General features: G+C 60.4%; 12 protein-coding genes and 1 pseudogene. 9 read left to right on the top strand and 4 right to left on the bottom strand.

The features are described from left to right. Positions 1–16: 16 nt before the first annotated feature. A complete protein-coding gene (locus AC0ZT5_RS24440; RefSeq protein ID WP_488498518.1) occupies positions 17–844 on the bottom strand; it encodes a DUF3800 domain-containing protein in 828 nt (275 codons plus the stop codon). Between the two features lie 271 nt (positions 845–1,115). Between AC0ZT5_RS24440 and AC0ZT5_RS24435 the strand changes: the two genes are divergently transcribed. Then, positions 1,116–1,403 (top strand): hypothetical protein, encoded by a 288-nt coding sequence (locus tag AC0ZT5_RS24435; protein WP_488498517.1) that lies wholly within the window; start codon positions 1,116–1,118, stop codon positions 1,401–1,403. Between the two features lie 359 nt (positions 1,404–1,762). Next, positions 1,763–2,635 (top strand): DUF4236 domain-containing protein, encoded by an 873-nt coding sequence (locus AC0ZT5_RS24430; protein ID WP_488498516.1) that lies wholly within the window; start codon positions 1,763–1,765, stop codon positions 2,633–2,635. Here the strand turns inward: AC0ZT5_RS24430 and AC0ZT5_RS24425 are convergent. Next, positions 2,626–3,237, bottom strand: a complete 612-nt coding sequence (locus AC0ZT5_RS24425; protein WP_488498515.1) for an SH3 domain-containing protein — start codon at positions 3,235–3,237, stop codon at positions 2,626–2,628. The genes AC0ZT5_RS24430 and AC0ZT5_RS24425 overlap by 10 nt on opposite strands. Positions 3,238–3,363: 126 nt before the next feature. On the opposite strand from AC0ZT5_RS24425, the gene AC0ZT5_RS24420 reads away from it, so the two are divergent. The 3 genes from AC0ZT5_RS24420 to AC0ZT5_RS24410 are packed head-to-tail and all read left to right on the top strand — an operon-like array spanning position 3,364 to position 6,877. Then, entirely contained in the window at positions 3,364–4,158 is a 795-nt protein-coding gene (locus AC0ZT5_RS24420) for a vWA domain-containing protein (protein ID WP_488498514.1), read from the top strand. After that, positions 4,068–4,955, top strand: a complete 888-nt coding sequence (locus AC0ZT5_RS24415) for a PP2C family serine/threonine-protein phosphatase (RefSeq protein ID WP_488498513.1) — start codon at positions 4,068–4,070, stop codon at positions 4,953–4,955. The genes AC0ZT5_RS24420 and AC0ZT5_RS24415 overlap by 91 nt, the downstream gene beginning before the upstream one ends. Next, a complete protein-coding gene (locus AC0ZT5_RS24410; RefSeq protein WP_488498512.1) occupies positions 4,952–6,877 on the top strand; it encodes a hypothetical protein in 1,926 nt (641 codons plus the stop codon). Before AC0ZT5_RS24415 ends, AC0ZT5_RS24410 begins: the two co-directional genes overlap by 4 nt. A gap of 264 nt (positions 6,878–7,141) precedes the next feature. Here the strand turns inward: AC0ZT5_RS24410 and AC0ZT5_RS24405 are convergent, their stop codons facing one another. Further along, positions 7,142–9,442, bottom strand: a complete 2,301-nt coding sequence (locus tag AC0ZT5_RS24405; RefSeq protein ID WP_488498511.1) for an AAA family ATPase — start codon at positions 9,440–9,442, stop codon at positions 7,142–7,144. Between the two features lie 836 nt (positions 9,443–10,278). Between AC0ZT5_RS24405 and AC0ZT5_RS24400 the strand changes: the two genes are divergently transcribed. Then, positions 10,279–11,226 (top strand): SIR2 family protein, encoded by a 948-nt coding sequence (locus AC0ZT5_RS24400; RefSeq protein ID WP_488498510.1) that lies wholly within the window; start codon positions 10,279–10,281, stop codon positions 11,224–11,226. After that, positions 11,223–13,985, top strand: a complete 2,763-nt coding sequence (locus AC0ZT5_RS24395; protein WP_488498509.1) for a hypothetical protein — start codon at positions 11,223–11,225, stop codon at positions 13,983–13,985. Before AC0ZT5_RS24400 ends, AC0ZT5_RS24395 begins: the two co-directional genes overlap by 4 nt. Before the next feature lie 299 nt (positions 13,986–14,284). Here AC0ZT5_RS24395 and AC0ZT5_RS24390 read toward each other — a convergent pair whose 3' ends face one another. Next, positions 14,285–16,108, bottom strand: coding sequence for an adenylate/guanylate cyclase domain-containing protein (locus tag AC0ZT5_RS24390; RefSeq protein WP_488498508.1), 1,824 nt, complete (start codon positions 16,106–16,108; stop codon positions 14,285–14,287). 585 nt (positions 16,109–16,693) lie between these two features. Between AC0ZT5_RS24390 and AC0ZT5_RS24385 the strand changes: the two genes are divergently transcribed. Further along, positions 16,694–17,002: a hypothetical protein gene (locus AC0ZT5_RS24385; RefSeq protein WP_488498507.1), complete on the top strand. Its 309-nt coding sequence runs from the start codon at positions 16,694–16,696 to the stop codon at positions 17,000–17,002. A gap of 258 nt (positions 17,003–17,260) precedes the next feature. Beyond that, positions 17,261–18,149: pseudogene (locus AC0ZT5_RS24380) on the top strand (LLM class flavin-dependent oxidoreductase). Positions 18,150–18,190: the final 41 nt, after the last annotated feature.

The raw sequence follows: 18,190 nt of genomic DNA, 5'->3' as shown, positions 1-18,190 counted from the left end.
CAAAACGAAGGCCCGGCTAGTCCGGGTCTTTGTTTTTTATCCTTTCAAAGCAGCTGTATTTGATGCCGCAGGATGCCAGGTCCTCGGGCGGCAGGTGCGCGTCGATGAGACGCTTGTGGTCCATCAGGGCCCTGTAGGGCCGGTAGGACGGGTCATAGCCGCCCTTGGCCATCGGATAGAGGTAGAGATCAGCGATCTGCAACATCGGAGTGGCTTTGGTCCTACCGCGCGGCTCACCGCGCACAATGTCCATGAACTCCTCGGCGGTTAACGACCCGTAGCTGGCGGAGTTGGCACCGTCGAACGGCATTCCCTGCGTTTTCAGGATCCGCGTGTAGGCTATGAGGTCGCGGTCCTCGGCCTTGCCGGCCCGCTCAAAGAACACGCGCAGCTTGCGGTCCTGGCTGCGGGCATATTTGGCGGCGCGCTCGATCAGGATGCAGTAGGCCGTTTTGCACATAAACCACAGGCGGTCCTGATACCGGTCCCGGTAGCGGGCGACGTAGCCGGGTCGGTCGATGACCGCGGCGATCCCGATCACGGGCAGCGTAAGCAGCATCTCCTGCAAATCGCCCAGGAATTCAAAAGCGGACTCCGGCTTCTTCAGCCAGCCGAAGTCGCCACGGCCGCCCCGTATCGCCCAGGAGTGCAGCGGGTAGGTGATGCCGTGCTTCTGGCAGAAGGCCTTGTGGCGCGTGTAGAGCTCGTCGACGTCTTCCTTCTTGATGAGGATGCCGCCCAGAGCGAAATAATCCATCTCGTCCCGGCGCTTCTCCTTTGGTTGTCGGTCTGGCTCGCGGCTGCCGCTATCATCGAGGTAAAGGTGGATTTCGCGGTCTGTCATAGGCAGGCTTTCATTGTCCTCACAGCTTGGCGCAAAAACCGGAAACTGCATAGCAATCTGGTTGCCAGATGGGCCGGCAATTCAGCGCGTCGGTTTTCGTGCTGCCTCACCGCTACTCGTCGCTGCCGCCGAATAGGTCGCCTACGGGGACGACGGTAGCCGCGAAAGTCGCCGGGATGGGATTATATGAACTGGCGGTCCAGCACTACATCGCTGCGTCTGCGCGCGCTTTGGCGAGCATCGGAAGTGGATTGCCGACAACAGTCCGTTCTTGGAGGTGAAGGCCGAATGGGAGAAGCAGCCGTTCGACCAACAATACATAGACGATAACCCGGTTTTTAAGGAATATTGGAGGCTGCAAAACCTGGCCTTGAACAAGCCAAACATCTGGATCGGGGAGCCAACAAAACCGGTGCTATCGCGTGGCAACGGGCAGGCGGTGGTCGGGCGGTTCCTGTTGACCTACCGGCAAACCGAGGATTTTGAGAAACTCAACAAGTACCTGCTTGGTCACCTCTTCGACTGGCGGGGAGGGAGCAAAAGTGCTGATTGGCCGTGAGCTTGTCGATCGGATGAAGGGCTATGAGTTTCTCGATCAATTGATGCCCGAGGAGCGCACCGCTCTGAACAGCACCCCGATCGGTTTCTCCTGTTGAACAGATCAACATTGTATTCGCGAAAGAGCCAAAGGGCGATGAAATCATCCGTCTAGGCCGCAAGGTATTGCCAGACATTGAGCGTTTCCTGGATACCCTCAAATCATATCTTGCGCAGCAGGACTTACCGCTTCCGGTGCTGCAGATCGACGTCGGGACGCCAAAGAATAAAGGTCCGGTCAAAGTGAAGGCCATTGCGACGAAGCCGGGCAAGGGCACGAACGAACTTGCAAATCGATAGATTATTTGGCCTCGAGTCGGTATGAAACGGACGTTGCTTCGCAAGTGCCCCAACGCTAATGTTCGCTTCAAAGTACGCGCGGGGGGCGCAGTGGGGTTTAGATACAGAAAGTCATTGAGGCTTATTCCTGGCGTTCGCCTGAACGTCACCGGGAAAGGGCTCAGCAGTGCCTCCTTTGGCAAGCCCGGCTCCACGGTGAACATGGGCCGTGGCGGCATTCAGAGCACGGTTGGTCTTCCCGGTTCGGGTATGTCCTATGCTTCCAAGCGCAGCGGCAAATCAGCTCTTTTTCTGGGTTTATTGCTCGCTGCACTCGTGGCCCTGATCTACCACGCCGCCAGGGGGAGCCGTGCGGCCCAAGTCTCCCTGCTTGTTATCGGCGTCGTCGGTGTGGGGGCGGTCTTAGTTGTCCAGACTTCCGACACAAAACCTGGCGACGCGCCAAACTCGACATTGGCACCCCGAACCGACCGCCAGGAACCAGGGCAGACCAAACCGCTGCCGCCGGCAAGCCGCGACATCAGCCCTTCGATTCTGCCGCCATTTGTGGAAGCGGCCAAAGCGCCGGTTCAGCAGGACGCTCCGGTTGGCGATAGCTGGCCCACCTCCGCTGGTGATCAGCACACGCCAAGCGCGTCATCGGGGAACGATCTGGGCTCCTCGGTATCTGTCGAGCCGCCGCTAGGCGAGCAATTCCCAACGGCAGTCGTGACCAGGACCGCGAATATTCGTTCGGATCCTTCCATGGCCGGCGCCGTGATGAGCCAGGTGCCGGCGGGCACCGCTCTGACCGTACTCGAAATCAACGGTCGCTGGGCACGGGTCAGCAAGGACGAGATCACATTGGGGTGGATCAACCGGTCGCTGCTGGCGGCGCAGCCTTCCTACCAGTAGCACACCGGGCTCCTGCCGCCAGGCCTGCTGTAGGCGCTCCGGCCCCCGCACAAACGCCCATTGCGCATCAGGTCGTATGGGCAGTCGCATCTGCCGACCACTGGGTCTCTGACAGGATCGCCCGAGGCATGCTCCGAAACGGTGCCGTCATCTGGTGCAGCCGCTGGCGCAACCGGTGTGGTCGAAGTCAGCTCGACCGGCTTCGCCTCGCTGAGGTAGTCGCCATGGATCCATCCGATCCGTGCGGAGACCTTCACATTGTACCAGTCTCCCTGTTGACCGTTGGTCTGGACAAGGTCGCCTAGCGGAAGCGTGGTGACGATACGCGACCCGGTGTCCGGCGCGACCCTGACACGGACTTTTTTGGTGGTGTACAGCCAGCGAACCAACGTGGCGGGGTTGGGCTTCTGGGCAGCCACCGCGTCGGGCTTTGCATAGGCAATCGAGTTGTTGCTCGGCTGTGCCTGAGGCGCCGCGGTGGTCGTTGCCGCGGGGACCGCGGGCGGGGCGGGCGGCGGCGATCGGGCGTCGATGCTCGACATGGCCCACCCGATAGCGCAGAAAACCGCGATGCCCCAACCGATCCGTTGTTGGCTGACCATTTCACCCTCCCTGCACAATACAAAACAGAGCAGTCCGCGAAAGTCGAATCGACTTTTGGGTGGCTAAATCTCAAGTCAATTGACAGCAGAAACCGAGCATCTGTAGATAGGGAAGGGGATTGAAAATTGGGGCGGGCAAGCGCATCGACGCGCTTTGCAATTCCGGTTTCAATAATTTTTGGACGCTACCTGCCGAATGCCGGGAGATCCGGGGCTTGCGGGAAGCGATATTTCGGCGAAAAGGCGAGTAAAATGTCCAACCAGTTTGATCAGATACCATTTGGCGCTGCAGAATTCGCGGATAACCCAGAGCCTCGCTGTCCATGCCTCCTTCTGCTTGACACGTCCTATTCTATGAACGGAGCGCCAATCGACGCGCTGAACCAGGGCCTTGTCGCGTTCAAGGACGAGCTCGCGGCCGACAGCCTGGCGATGAAACGCGTCGAGGTCGCCATCGTCACCTTCGGACCGGTCAACATCGTCGCGCCTTTCCAGACGGCTGACCTGTTTACGCCCAGCACGCTGGCGACCAGCGGCGACACCCCAATGGGTGCGGCGATCGAGCAAGGCCTCGAGATGTTGCGACGTCGCAAAGATGAGTACCGCGCGAACGGCATCTCCTATTACCGCCCTTGGGTCTTTCTGATGACGGACGGCGCGCCCACGGACAGCATCGTTGCTGCCGAACACGCGGTCAAATCCGGCGAGGCGGCAAAGGCGTTTTCGTTCTTCGCCGTTGGCGTCGAGGGTGCCAACATGGACATCCTTGCCAAGCTCTCCACACGCCAGCCGCTGAAGCTAAGTGGCCTCAAATTCCGCGAGCTGTTCTCATGGCTCTCCGCATCGCTGTCGGGCGTCTCGCAGTCGCAGGTCGGACAGACCGTGGCGCTCCAATCTCCCGCAGGTTGGGCCGAGGTGTGATGTCTTGGCGCATAGCGTCGGCTAGCGCCATCGGCACTTCGCATGTCACGGCCGGCAAGCCCTGTCAGGATAATTCGGTCCATGCCCTGATCGAGGGCAGGGAAGGTCCAATCCTCGCGGCCGCCGTCTGTGATGGGGCTGGCAGTGCAGCGCATTCGGAGGTTGGATCTTGGCTAGCCGGGCAGAACCTGCTGGAGCTCATTTTCGTGCACTTCACAGAGGACGGCGCGCTCGATCAGATCGACCGGTCAAAAGCGTTGGGCTGGGTGGCCGAAATTGCCGAGCGCATCGCCGCTCATGCGCGCGCACTCGGGCACGAGGTGCGCGACTATGCATGCACGCTGCTGGTTGCCATCCTCGGTCCCACGAGCACCGTGTTCTTTCAGGTCGGTGACGGCGCAATGGTCGTTTCCCACGGCAGTGAAGACGGATGGTCCTACGTGTTCTGGCCGCAGCACGGCGAGTTTGCCAACACGACGAACTTCGTCACGTCGTCAAATGTCGCGGATGTCCTCGAATTCGAGTTCGCGCCGCGGCGCATTGATGAGGTCGCGCTGTTCTCGGACGGTATCGAGAATCTCGTATTGCACCAGGCTTCGCGCAGCGTTCACCAGCCTTTCTTCGATACGATGTTCCCGGCTGTCAGACGATCGGCGGTGGCAGGCGAGGATACAACGCTGTCGGATGGGCTGAAGGCTTATCTGCTTTCGCCGCAGATCTGCGAGAGGACCGATGATGACAAGTCGTTGATCCTGGCCACAAGATCGCCAGCTGAAGCGATGGTGGCCGCAAAATGAATGCCAGGGTCCGCGAGGTATTCACCCTGCGAGGGGAAGCCCTCAAGCTTGGCGAAATCGTCGGCCAGGGCGGCGAGGGCGCAGTCTACGACCTGGCTGCACACAAGAACCATGTCGCCAAAATCTACCACCGGCCGCTCGAGCAGCAGAGGATCGACAAGATCCGGGCCATGGGCAAGATCAAGACCGATTCACTCGAAAAGCTGACGGCCTGGCCGACGGGGCTGGTCTGCTCCAAGGACAGCAAGCCCATCGGGCTGATCATGCCGAAGATCAGCGGTCGCAAGAGCATCCATCAGCTCTACAGCCCCAAAAGCCGCAGAACCGACTTTCAGCGGGTTGATTGGCGATTTCTGACACGTGTGGCGGCAAACACTGCGAGAGCATTTGCGGCCGTTCACGACAACGCCTGCGTCATCGGCGATGTGAACCACGGCGGTGTGCTCGTGGCGCAGGACGCTACCGTGCGCCTGATCGACTGCGACAGTTTCCAGGTTTCATATCTGGGCCAGCAATATCTTTGCGAGGTGGGCATCGAGACCTTCACACCGCCGGAGCTGCAGGGCAGATCGTTTTCGGGCATCGTGAGGACGCCCAATCACGACAATTTCGGTTTGGCCGTGATGGCCTTCCTGTTGCTGTTTATGGGCAAACACCCCTTTGCCGGCCGCTACGCGGGAACCGGCGACATGCCGATTTCCAAGGCGATCGAGGAGTACCGCTTTCCCTACGGGGCGAACGCCGCCGCGGTCGGAATGGCGAGGCCTCCGAGTTCCCCCGAACTCGCCATTGTCGGCCCACGACTTGCAAAAATGTTTGAGGATGCCTTCTCGCAAAGGGGAACGTCGGCTGGCAGGCCCGTGGCCCGGGACTGGGTGGCTGCCTTGGCGGAATTTGAAGCGAATCTCAAGCAGTGCTCAGCCAATTCCAGCCACTGGTCACTTGGCTCATCGCCGTGCCCTTGGTGCAAAATGGAAGGCGCCACGGGCGTGCCGCTGTTCTCAACCATCGTTCCCGCAGGAGGGGCGACGCTTTTCGATATCGCCGGATTCCAGCGGCAGGTGGACGCCATCCCGCACCCCGGGCCGGTGCCGACCGTCCCCGAAACGAATGTGACACCAGATCCCAACGCCTTGAAGCTCAAGGGGCACGCGCGCCGCACCAACTTCCGGGCAGGAATGGCGGCCGCAGTGGTCGGCGTCGCTGGCTTGATGATGGCGCAGATCTGGGTGCTGGGCATCGCCTTGGGGGTCTTTCTGGGGTTGAGAGGTTTCTTGAACATGGACCGTGAGGCTGCGGAATATCGGCGCATCGCCGGCGAGGCCGCCACCCAGTGGAAAAACGCGCAAACCACGTGGATGCAGAGGGCCGGGCCGGATGCCTTTGACAGGCAAAAAACGGTGCTCGCGGCGCTCAGGCGCGAATGGGACATCTTACCTTCCAAACGGGTAGCCAGGATCTCGGAGCTCGAGCGCAACCGCCGTCAGGCGCAACTGCACAGGTTCCTAGACAACTTTGAAATCTCATCGGCAAAGATCGAGAGCATCGGACCGGGCAAGAAACAGGTCCTGGAGTCGTATGGCATCGAAACGGCGCTCGATGTCGAGAGAAACAAGCTCTACAGCGTGCCCGGATTCGGACCCAAAACCGCGCAGAAGTTGTTGAATTGGCGAAGGTCCGTCGAAGCCCGTTTTATCTTCGATCCCTCACGCGCGATCGATCCACGCGATATCGCGCAGATTGACCAGGATATTCTCGGCGACCGCAAGCGGCTGCAGGGCGCCTTGATTCTCGGTCTTGAGCAACTCAAGCAGACAAGAGCCCAGATTCTTGCCGCCCGTGAACACAGTCGCCCGGAGATGGAGCGATTACGGTTGGCATTGGATCAGTCGTCGGCAAACGTTGCCGCGATTTCAGGTTGAGACGGCTAACGCTGGATCGCCAATCAGCTCGGTGAGTTGTGGCTTACCTTCATCTCCCAGGTTGCGCGCCAGTGTGAAATACCCATTTCGCCCTGTTGGAGGCCTCGACGATTGTTGCCGGCCGGAGAGTGCTGACTCGAAGGAGAGGTGAACGGCGGCTTTGCGCCCAATCCCGGTCGTTGAACTTAACACTGTCGCCACCCAGAAGCTGACATCCCTCCATTGAACGACTGGACCGGTAGCGATACCGGCCTGACGCGGCTTTCAGGGGCTGCCGCGGGTCAGCTCGCGGACATGCCGGCAATGGGTCTTCAGTTCTTCGACCGGCGTATTCTCGATCACGCTGCCGGCGACGGGCGCGTGATGGAAATTGCGTGTATAGAAGTTGATGTCCCTGAGATCGTCCAGCGCGCCCTTGTAGCGGTGGTCGGCGGGCGCCGTCTCCAGCTTGCGGATGATCCCGTCGAGCATTTCATCCGGCGCGAAAAGTTCGGGATCGCCGTTGCGGTAGAAATGCTCCAGCACCTTGCGCAGTAACGCCCGAATTTCTCCCGGCTCGCCTTCGGTGGCGTCGATGAACTTGATCATCTTCATCCGCTCGGTCTCATTGCGGGGCTGGGTTGCTTTCTCAAGGTCGAACGCTGCAAGGCTCGCGATGCCTGGCGCGCCCGTCTGGATGGCGCAGGACGTAATCTTGGCTCGGTCGATGCGGTCCCATAGCAGGCGCAGGAATCCCAGCTCGTGGGACAGCACGATCACCTGCGCGGCACGGTCGGTCAGCTTGTTGATCTCATTGACAGTGAAGGTGCGGCGGAACTCGTCCATACTGGTGAACGGGTCGTCGAGCACGACGATGGTCTCGGCAAGGTGGGGGTCGGAATTGACGGTCGCGAGGAACAGCGCAAGCGCGAGCACGGATTTGTCGCCGCTCGAAAGGGTGTTCTTGAAGCTGGGCGCGGCAATGTCGTCGGCGCGTGGGGGCACGGCGGTGCGATTGATCAGGATCGAATAGGCGGCGGCAGGCTCCTTCCCCTTGTAGTTGGGCGGCTGATAGTCGATCTGGAACCCGGCCCCGAGCCGGTCGAGATAGGCGTTGATCGTTGTCCCGAGCGTTGAGGTCACGCGGTTGGTGTGAGTGGTCAGCTTGCCGCGCAGCTCTTCCTTCTGCGCTCTCAGGTTTTCCTGTTCGTCGAGAAGCTTCTTCCGCTCGTCGACAATCGCAGCCACGGCGGCCTCGTGCCGTTTGCGGCGCGCCTGCAGCAGTGCCAGATCGTTTTTCAGGGAGTCGAGATTGGCGCTCGCCTGGGCGCGCCGGACATCTTCGATGCGCCAGCCGAAGGCGGCGATCTCGTCATTATAGGCGACTACAGCCGCCCGCCCTTCGTCCCACTGGCGCGCCAGCGCCTCGTACGCGCACTCCTCGATCGGCGAGACTAGGTCCTCCTGCTTGTTCTGAAAGGCCCGATCGAGGCCCTCCGCGGCGTCCTCCATTCGGACGGCGATCTGCGCGACGTCGAGCGCGGCATCGCTGGCCTCGCCCGTAAGGGTCTTGAGGTTTGCGATCGCGGCGCGGTTTGCGTCCGCCTTGCCGGCGAGCGCCTGCCGGAAGTCACCGCGCCCGTAGCGTTCCAGCGTCTGGCGGCGCTGCTTTACGGCGGCAGCAAGGCTCTTATAGGCATCGCTGAAATAGGCGCCATAGAGGTCGAGCAGGCTGCGGTCGCGGAGTTCCTGTCCGCAATAGGGGCAGTCGTGCGCGGCATCGAACGCAAGGCCAAATTCCAGCCATGTCTCGTGCGCGACCGGCGCCGGGCGACCAGAGGCGTGCCGTGCGATGTGATCCTGGAGCCGGCGGTGCAGATCAGCGGCCACATCGCCGATGGTCTGACCGAGCACGGCTGTCAGTTCGGCGGCCGAGGTCGGAACAGGAAGGGCCTGCGGCAGCGCCGCGGTACTGATCTGCTCTTTCTCGGTGGCACGGCGGACTTCGAATTCCTTCGCGGCAATAGCGTCATTCGCCGCGTCGAGGGCGGCAAGATCCGCAAAAGCGGCGGCCGTCATGCGCAGGTTAAGGGCGGCGGTGGTGGCCGCGAGGTACTGGTCTTTTTCTTTCAGCGCCTGCCCGGCTCCCTTAAGCTGCTGGTCGATCTCCACGGCCCGCCCGATCAGCATGACCCCTTCCGCGCCGACGACTAGGCCGTACTGGCGCTTCATGTGATCGAGAGAGACGGAATCACCAGAGAAAACATTCTCGTTGATAAAGGCCTGATCGAAGATGGCGATACCCGGGCGGGGGCCTGTCCAGACCGCGCCGTCGAAGGCGCATTGCTGTCCGTCGACTAGCAGCAGGACCTTCTGCCGGCCGCCGGTTGCGAGAGTTTCGCGGCCCTTAATGATGTCCGGCTGATTGCGCGTCAGCGAGCGCAGGATATCGGCCAATGTGGACTTGCCCCAGCCATTCTCACCGAAGATGAGCGCGACCTTCGAGAAACGAAGACTGGCCGGTGCGGTCAGCTTTTCAAAGCGACCGACTTTCTGGATGTCGATGATCTTCTGCAGCGCCGGCATTCGCCCTCCCAACAACTTTTTCCGTTGGACCGGCGTTGGTGATCAGCGCACGCAAGCCGCTGCTATCAGGTCTCCCAGGCCCATATCCAAGACTAACAATCAACATTTACTCGCGATTGCGGTCAATCGCCGAATGCGCCCCTGGAATATGGAAGTTATTTGTCTGTTTTGATAGGCAAGCAGCGTCGAACGCCTTGTCATGGGGAGCGTGGGGCACCGGACGGGTGCCCAGTTTGGTCCGTGAAAGGCGCGCTGGCCGAGATTCGCAACTGAACGCCGCCATTCGGCTTTCGATCCAAAGACGGCTTCGCGCCCCATGTCGGTCGCAGAGCCTTCGCTCAGGAGCAGACATTCCGCAGGCGGTTTTTGCGCGTCATATGATTCGACCTTGCTGCCGGTCGGAAGCAACCTCGTGGGGTCATGGCAGAGATTGCCGTCCAGCCGGAAAACTGGGCGGGCATACCAAGGTGAAGTTTATGTTGTTGAGGAACATCCGTTAGACATTGTGTGGCGCGGTGCCTCGCGGCTACAGAGGCCAGTCGAGGCAACTTCGAGTTGCTCTAACCATCAAAGGCTAAGCGGTGGGGCCGGATATCGAAGATCGCGTAATTTCTCTTGGCCGCGGGCTAACTGCGATACCTGAGCGCCTTCTGCTAGCCCATGCTCGCGGCGAAGTCCTATTCATTTGCGGCGCAGGGATTTCGAGACCTGCAGGACTCCCTGATTTTCGTGAACTCGTAATCGATGTGTACGCGCGTCTGGACACAAGCGTACATGCCGTCCTGGCTGGTTTGCCAGCTGGTGTGTGTAACCAATGGCAGGTCGATTGTTCTGGCTTGACCGAACGCCAGACGGCTGAAGTTAAGCGGTTTATCGTCGGCGACTATGACGTTGTCCTGGGCATGCTTGAACGGCGTCTTGACGATAGGACCCGCGGCGACAGCCAAGTCAGGCGTGAAGTCGCTGCGAGTCTCCGCTCCGGTGCCAACAATCCTGCACCGATCCATCGGGCGCTCATGCGCCTCGCAGACCGAGGCGGGGTCAGGACCATTGTCACCACGAATTTTGATCTGCTACTCGAAGTAGCATCTCAGCGGCTTCGATCGCCCGTCCAGACCTATGCATTGGGTTCTATCCCCAGGCCTTCTAGGCAGATGGATTTCTCGGGTGTCCTTCACATACACGGCGCTCTGGACAGAAACCTGTCTCGCTTTTCCGAGCTCGTGTTGTCGGATCAAGATTTCGGTGAATTCTACCTGAGGCGGCGGGTCGTGCCTGATTTCATATACGATGCGGCTCGCCTCTTTCACCTCGTCCTGGTTGGATATAGCGCAAACGATCCACCGATGCGCTACCTGTTGAATGCAGTGGCCGCCGATGGCAGTCGCTTTGACGACTTGAAAGAGCGCTTCACCTTCTTCGGCACAAACGCGCCAGATCCGGTATCATTGGAGGACTGGAAGGCGCGCGGGATCACGCCGGTTCACTACGACTCCAATGGCAATCACAATGCGTTACTGGAAACGCTTGACCGATGGTCCGAACTGTCGGCCGTAAATGGAAGCAAAGCAAAGATCGACGCGGAGCTTCGCCGGATCGTCAAGGCAACCCGGGCGGCAGCCCCAGAACCTGATCGCGACTTATATGATCACCTTTTCCGCCGAAGCAATGCGAGCGAACGCGTGCGGTTAGCATCGCTAGTATCTGACGCGAAGGCGGACATTGGTTGGCTCGACGCCATCGTGAAAATCGCTAGTGAAAGAGAGCGAGGGCGGAAATCATGATCCGACCTTCGGCTTATCTCGACCCGTACGATCGGGACACGTTCCGAGCAACGATCGCATTTCTGCACAAGCGCTTAGCAGAGCAAGGTACGATCAACTGGGCACTGAGCCTGGGACGGGATCAACGTGTTGAACGAATCGCCGTTGAAGACTTGCTGAACAGTCCCGGCGCCCGGGACTTGCAGGAACCCTGGGCAACTGCTTGGCGCCTGGTTGAAGAAAGCTGGTCCTCCGGCTATTCCGAGAGAGATGATGGAACGGCGATCTATGGCATCCAGAAGCGGCTGCGTGCCGGGGATCGTTCTGGTGCGGTTGTTTCCGCCATCGTGAATCTTGTTGCTCCACGCCTTAAAGTGGAACCGGTTGATTCCTGGCGCTGGCAGTTCATCAAGAAGCCGCGGTCCCCTAAGTCTTTCGAACATCTCCTTTCTGCGAGCCTGACGAGCGGCGGTCTTATCGATCTGAAATTGCTTCAACTCGCCAACCTGTCAGACATCCAATTCCTAAACTCGGTAGCCAGTGCTCTTGAAGCCGCGATTCTGCACGGTCTCGATATCGCTAGACGGCTCGGATGGGATGGGCAGCGTCGCTTGTGGCAGCTCGGAGATTTGGGGCGGGTCTACTACATGACCGCTCCTCCGCAGGCTGGCGAAAGCAAAGACCCGGATTCCTACCATCACGGGATCGCCCCCTCCGTGAAGCTCCTCCATGCCGTTGTCGCGCGGATTGCTGAACTTGACTCAGGCGCCGCGCGGCCATTTCTGATGCGATGGAGCCTGGTTGACTCCCCGGTGCACGTTCGCCTGTGGGCTGCCATGTCCCGGAACTCTCAGTTGACCTCGGCTGAGCAGGTCGGGTCCTTCCTCGTAGGGCTCGATGATCGCAAGTTCTGGGACTTGCACGTGTTTCCCGAGATCGCTGAGCTTCGGGCAACGCGTTTTGGTGATCTGAATCAGAGAATCCAAGAAGCCATTACCGAACGCATCCAAGTCGGTCCCCCTCGGGATCATTGGCCAAAGAAGGCTGAGGCGGCAAAAGTCAAGAACGCACGCCTCTACTGGTCTGTTCGCGAGCTGAAGCGTATAGAGGTTGCGGGTGGCCAACTGACATCAAGTTCGAAGTCATGGCTCGACGCACGAATGCCGCAATTTGCCGATCTTGCCACGATGGCAATCGACGCAGGTTTTCCGGAAGCGGCAACCGCAAGATGGATGCCTCCGAACCCCGATGATCGGTACAATATACTTGAGGGGGTACCGCGTCTGCGCGCGCTTGAGACGGCGCTTTCAACGAGCCGCGGCGGCTGGGACGACGACCCCGCTGAACGGGCGAATGATTGGCTGCAACAACCTGAAAAGGCCGCACTTGTCCTCGGAGATTTGGAAGCCGCAGGAAATGGCGTAGATGACTTCCCCAGAGTTTGGAACCGTTTCGGCTGGGCACATTCACCAGGTTCGCAAGGACCTCTAAGCGCGGCGCAACGTGATCTTCAGGGTGAGGCAGTAAGAGTGCTAGCGCTTCTGAACCAACTCTCAGAAGGGACGCTATCAGCATCGATAGAAGGGGTCAGCGCGTGGCTGGACGCGTGGAAAGAGCAGATTGTCTCCAAACCGCTGGGATTGCCCGTGTGGTTGCGAACTTGGCCGATTGCCGTTGAGGCGACCAATATCAGACCGGAGAAAGGCGATGATACCGATCTCAGCGTCACCGCCCGCTCCGAGGACGACGATCGGGAGCCGATGGATCTCGACACGCTCAACACGCCCGCCGGAAAACTTGTTGGTGTTTTCTTGGCGGCATGCCCAATGCTCACGCCCGATTCACAGGCATTTGCCGTTGGATCGGTTGAGCGACAGATGCGCGATGTCGTGATTGCTTCAACCGGGCGAAGCGGACTGATCGCTCGGCATCGTTTGATCGAGGCACTGCCTTACTTCCTCCGCGCTGACCCGGACTGGACACAGGAGCATCTGATTGTCCCGCTACTGAACGACGACGGGGCGTCGCTCGCACTCTGGCGCGCCATTGCCCGGCGCACCCATTTCACCGAGGTCTTGAAGATTATCGGCAGCGCAATGGTGGAGCGAGCGACCGATCGCCGGCTAGGGCGGGAGACGCGGCGAAGACTGGTGTTCAGCATCGTCATCGAGTCGCTCCACGCTTTCCGCGAGGGGCGGGAATCCGCCGTACCCAATCCGCGGATTCAACAAATGTTGCGCACACTCGATGACGAGGTTCGTGCGTCGGCGGCGAACGCGATCCAGCAATTCGTCCGCGATTTGTCCAAGAAGGTTCCCGAGGAAGGCCAGCCTGAAGGCGAAGAACCAGAGAACGCACCTTCCGCCGCGGCACTGTTCCGGTCCGCAGCTGCGCCCTTCCTTCGCGACGTTTGGCCACAAGAGCGCTCGCTCGCAACTCCAGGCGTCAGCGGCGCACTTGCCGATCTTCCCGCCACCACGGAAGAGGCTTTCGCCGAGGCCGTAGACACTATCGCACGCTTCCTCGTGCCCTTTGAGTGCTGGTCGATGCTCAACTACGGCCTCTACGGCGACGAGGGCGGGGCGAAGAAGCTCGCGATCATCAACGACGAGGACAAGGCAAGAGCATTGTTGCGATTGCTCGATCTCACCGTGGGAATTTCGGAAGGCGCCGTCATTCCCGACGATCTCACCGATGCATTGGATCAGATTCGGTTCGTCGCGCCATCTCTTGCCGATGAACCTGCCTTCCGGCGCCTCTCAACCTCCGCTCGTCGTTGAAACGTGTGATTGCCAGAAGCCGTCGGTCAGCTATTTCGTCCTGGAGTTGGGCTTACTGGACATCGTCCTCGATGAGCGGATGTCGCATGAGACAGCTGGTTGGCGGCGGTTCAATTCCGGTTGCCGGATTCTAACTGGGCGCAACCAAACTGGTGAAAACGGCACTAAGCCAGGATTTTGGTCCTTCATCCTACCAAATCGCCAAAATACATCAGGTGGTTGGATACCATCAAAAATACCAACACCGAGACGGGGGAAACCCACTTAATAATGGTGCCGGCCTTCATCGCGCCGCCGACCTAGCGGCCCCTCGAAACCTCTAGTGCAGACGCAGGGCTTTCGTCCGCGCATTCGGGTATCGCCGCCTTGGTGTAGCCCTGCCGGATGCGTTCGGCGTCGGCCGGATTGCTGAAGGGTAACCGCCCCACGTGCTCTGAAAAGCGATAGCTCGGATTTATCTTTTTTAGCTCGGCGCTCACGCGCCGCGCTTCATCGAAATCGCCAAGGTGGCCAAGCGCGGCAATCAGAAGCCCCCGCGACAGGTCGGTCTTGGGCGACAGGCGGATACGCTCGCGAAATGCCTCGGCCGCTTTCTGGTACTGCCCGGCCAGGAGGTAAGCCGAGCCGATGAAGTGCCAGGTCAAATGTCCCTGCAGCGGATCGAGGCGCAGCGCGTGCTCCAGATCCGGAATCGCCTCCAGCGGCGCGCCGTTGTAGATGTTGCCCACCCCGCGGAGGCCGAAGGCCAATGCGAAGTTGGGGTTGAGAGCAAGCGCCTTCTCCACCTCTTCGCGATGTCCGGCCGGATCCTTCTCCCAAAACTTCACCAGCGCGGCCATGTAATGCCCATAGGGTAGGTTGGGGTCCTTCTCGAGCGCCAGCCGACTATAATGGGCAGAGAGTTCCTTGCTGTCGGTGCGCCCGCTCCAGTGGTTCTGGAAGTCGTGGTTGTACGCGTGAGCCAGGCCGGCATACGGTTCGGCATAGTCGGGGTCGAGCTCAATTGCCTGGGTGAACAAGGCGACCGCGCGCTCGAATGTCTCGTTTGTCTTATCAGGACGGGACAAGACCTCGCGCCCGTGCAGGAAAAGATCATGCGCCTGGATGTTTCTCGTTGGTGTATGGGCGATGCGGGCCGACTCGGCCGGGGTCAGGGCAACCCTGAGGGCTTCGACGATGCGGTGCGTCACGTCGTCCTGCAGCGCGAAGATATCGGTCATGTCGCGGTCGTAGCGGTCCGCCCAGACATGGGTCCCGGTCCGCGCATCGATCAACTGGGCATTGATTCTGACGCGGTTGCCGGCGCGGCGGATCGAGCCCTCGAGCACCGCAGTCACGCCGAGCTCGCGCCCGACCGTCCGGACATCGATGTTCTTGCCTTTGTAGGTGAAGCTGGAGTTGCGGGCGATGACCGAGAGGCTGGCGACCTTCGACAGGTCGGTTATGATGTCTTCGCTGATGCCGTCGGCGAAGTAGTCCTGCTCGGTGTCGCCGCTCATATTGGCGAACGGCAGGACGGCGATCGACAGCTTTGCCGACTTTGATCCTGCCGGCCGGCTCGTCGAGGGTTCCGACGTCGCGATCGCCTTCGCGCCGGCGGCACCGACCGCCAGCGAATAAACTCGGATCGGCTCGGCTATGTTCTTGAGCTGCGTGCTGCCGAGATCGGCGACCGAGAGGTCGAGCCTCGCTCTGACCTGGCGATAGGCATCTTCGGACAGGCAGATGCACCCGGGCGCCGCAACGCCCTCCAGACGCGAAGCGATGTTGACACCATCGCCCATCAGGTCGCCGTCGCTTTCCTCGACAACGTCTCCCAGATGAATGCCGATCCGGAACTCGATGCGACGGTCCTGCGGTACACCGGCGTTGCGCTCCGCCATTCCGTTCTGCACCTCGATAGCGCAGCGCACGGAATCCACCACGCTGCGGAACTCGACCAGCGCTCCATCCCCGGTGCGCTTGATCACGCGCCCGTTGTGCACGGCGATGGTCGGATCGATCAGGTCGCTGCGTAGTGCCCGCAACCTCGCCAAGGTGCGATCTTCGTCTTCGCTGGCGAGCCGACTATATCCGACCACGTCTGCGGCTAGGATTGCGGCTAGCTTGCGATTCTCACCCATAGCGCCCTCCGCGGCTATCGAGGTTAGCACAACGAACCGTTGAGCGCCTCCCCATTCGATGGGTGCGATCCAGGCGAAAGCCGTCGTTGAAATTAGCGCGCGCCTAACGGCAGCTATTCAAGCCTCGACGCCCGGAAGCCGACAGTCAGAACTCGGCCCCCTTGCGGCCATTCACAAGCCGGGCCGATAGCCGAAGTGAACCAGTGCTATTGACGTCGAAACCACATACGCCGCCACTGCATGTTCGCCTTTTGTGCTTCGAAAGTCGCATAAAGGGCAGACCGGTATGATGTCCGGAATTATTTGGCATTTCATGGGGTTTACCAGTCCGGAATTAAGTGCTGCGGATGTCCAGCTATACAATTGAAAACAAGAGGGTTTTCAGGCCGAGGATAGGGGTTCCCGATCCAAGGACCGGGTTTACCAATGGCCTCAATGACAGTTAATTCTGGACTGGCGTTAGGTGATTGAATTTGCGCGGAATATAGGCTCCGCTGTTGGTCAACCCGCTCACGGTCGGTAACAGATTGACTGCTCGCCGGCAACACTCATCGATTAGCGGGCACGAGGCGTGATATCCACGCCGTGGATCAGATAGAAAGCCGTATCGGCATGCGTTTCGAGATCGGGCAGCCGACGCGGGAGGATTGCGTGAGGATCGGCGCCGAACACAACGTTGAGGGAGCCGACGCCTACGAAGCGATTGCCATCTACGGTGAGAACACCTCCCTTCGCGCACTTTGCCACCTCCTCCAGAACTGCGCCGCCGTTACCAACGGCGTTGGCAGCATTCGTCTTACCCGGATCGAGACCACGCTTCGTGTCATGTCGTGCGGCAGCGGTGCGCTCAAGCTATTGCACGAGCGCGGAAACGACCTCCGAAGATCGGCTTAATTCCGGACAGCGACAGACAATTCTGAACGGCACACTGAAACGCTTACAGTACCGATCCTGACCTTGATGGGAGGCACTACCGCGAGTGCGTTAGACACGCCGCCTGCCAAGCTCGACAAAAAAATTAATGTCCAGCTCTTAAATGGACAAACAAATTTTACCAGCTCACTAAACTTATGATTGATGGTGCGATCAGGACCGCGACGCCCTCGGCGCCGTAGTCTCAGACTCAATTTGCTTTACAGAGAAATCACGGATATGATCGCCGCCCCCCCCGACCGCATCAAAGTCCTGTGGTTCCTGCCGACCCATGGCGACAGTCGCTACCTCGGCACCTCGGAAGGGGGCCGTGCGGTCGACCTGCCTTATCTGACGCAAGTGGCGCAGGCAGCCGACACGCTCGGCTATTATGGTGTGCTCCTGCCGACCGGCCGGTCATGCGAGGATTCCTGGGTTGTTGCCTCGGCGCTGGCGCCGCTGACGAAGAGGCTGCGCTTCCTGGTCGCCGTGCGTCCCGGCATGCGGTCGCCGACACTCGCGGCGCGCATGACCGCGACGCTCGACCGCATCACAAATATTTGACCTGGGGCGAGCCGCCGGCCGATGTCGAGCTCAAGCTCGACGCCGTGCGCGAACTTGCGCAAAAGGCGGGGCGCAAGCTCCTTCGGCATCCGCCTGCATGTGATAGCGCGCGAGACCACGGCGGAGGCCTGGGCCGCGGCCGACAGGCTGATCAACCGGCTCGACGACGCGACCATCGCCTCGGCGCGGAAGGTCTTCGCGCGCATGGACTCGGTCGGCCAGGCACGGATGAGCGCATTGCATGGCGGCGACCGGTCCAAGCTCGAGATCGCGCCGAACCTCTGGGCCGGCGTGGCCTGGTGCGCGGCGGCGCCAGCACGGCGATGGTCGGCGATCCGGCCACGATCGCCGAGCGCATCGACGAATACCGGCGGCTCGGCATCGATACCTTCATTCTCTCGGGCTACCCTCATCTCGAGGAGGCTTATCGCTTCGGCGAACTGGTGCTGCCGCATTTGCCCACCGAGCATCCGGTCAAGACGCCCGACTCGTCCGTCAACACCGTCCGTTCGGCGAAACGATCGCCGGCGACCACCGTCTGAAATCGCTCGCCAGCGCCTCGTGAACGCGCTGCCGCCCCGGCCGCGAAGCCATATCGTCATCCTC

It is taken from the genome of Mesorhizobium sp. CNPSo 4670, assembly GCF_057784235.1.
The sequence above is the reverse complement of the archived record's forward strand: the minus strand, read 5'-3'. Positions and strand labels throughout refer to the sequence as shown.

What these genes read in the sequence shown, in the direction of transcription:
- AC0ZT5_RS24410 (WP_488498512.1), top strand. Translation starts at nt 4,952, where the DNA reads ATGAATGCCAGGGTCCGCGAGGTATTCACCCTGCGAGGGGAAGCCCTC.
- AC0ZT5_RS24405 (WP_488498511.1), bottom strand. Translation starts at nt 9,442, where the DNA reads ATGCCGGCGCTGCAGAAGATCATCGACATCCAGAAAGTCGGTCGCTTT.
- AC0ZT5_RS24425 (WP_488498515.1), bottom strand. Translation starts at nt 3,237, where the DNA reads ATGGTCAGCCAACAACGGATCGGTTGGGGCATCGCGGTTTTCTGCGCT.
- AC0ZT5_RS24430 (WP_488498516.1), top strand. Translation starts at nt 1,763, where the DNA reads ATGAAACGGACGTTGCTTCGCAAGTGCCCCAACGCTAATGTTCGCTTC.
- AC0ZT5_RS24440 (WP_488498518.1), bottom strand. Translation starts at nt 844, where the DNA reads ATGACAGACCGCGAAATCCACCTTTACCTCGATGATAGCGGCAGCCGC.
- AC0ZT5_RS24390 (WP_488498508.1), bottom strand. Translation starts at nt 16,108, where the DNA reads ATGGGTGAGAATCGCAAGCTAGCCGCAATCCTAGCCGCAGACGTGGTC.
- AC0ZT5_RS24395 (WP_488498509.1), top strand. Translation starts at nt 11,223, where the DNA reads ATGATCCGACCTTCGGCTTATCTCGACCCGTACGATCGGGACACGTTC.
- AC0ZT5_RS24415 (WP_488498513.1), top strand. Translation starts at nt 4,068, where the DNA reads ATGGCTCTCCGCATCGCTGTCGGGCGTCTCGCAGTCGCAGGTCGGACA.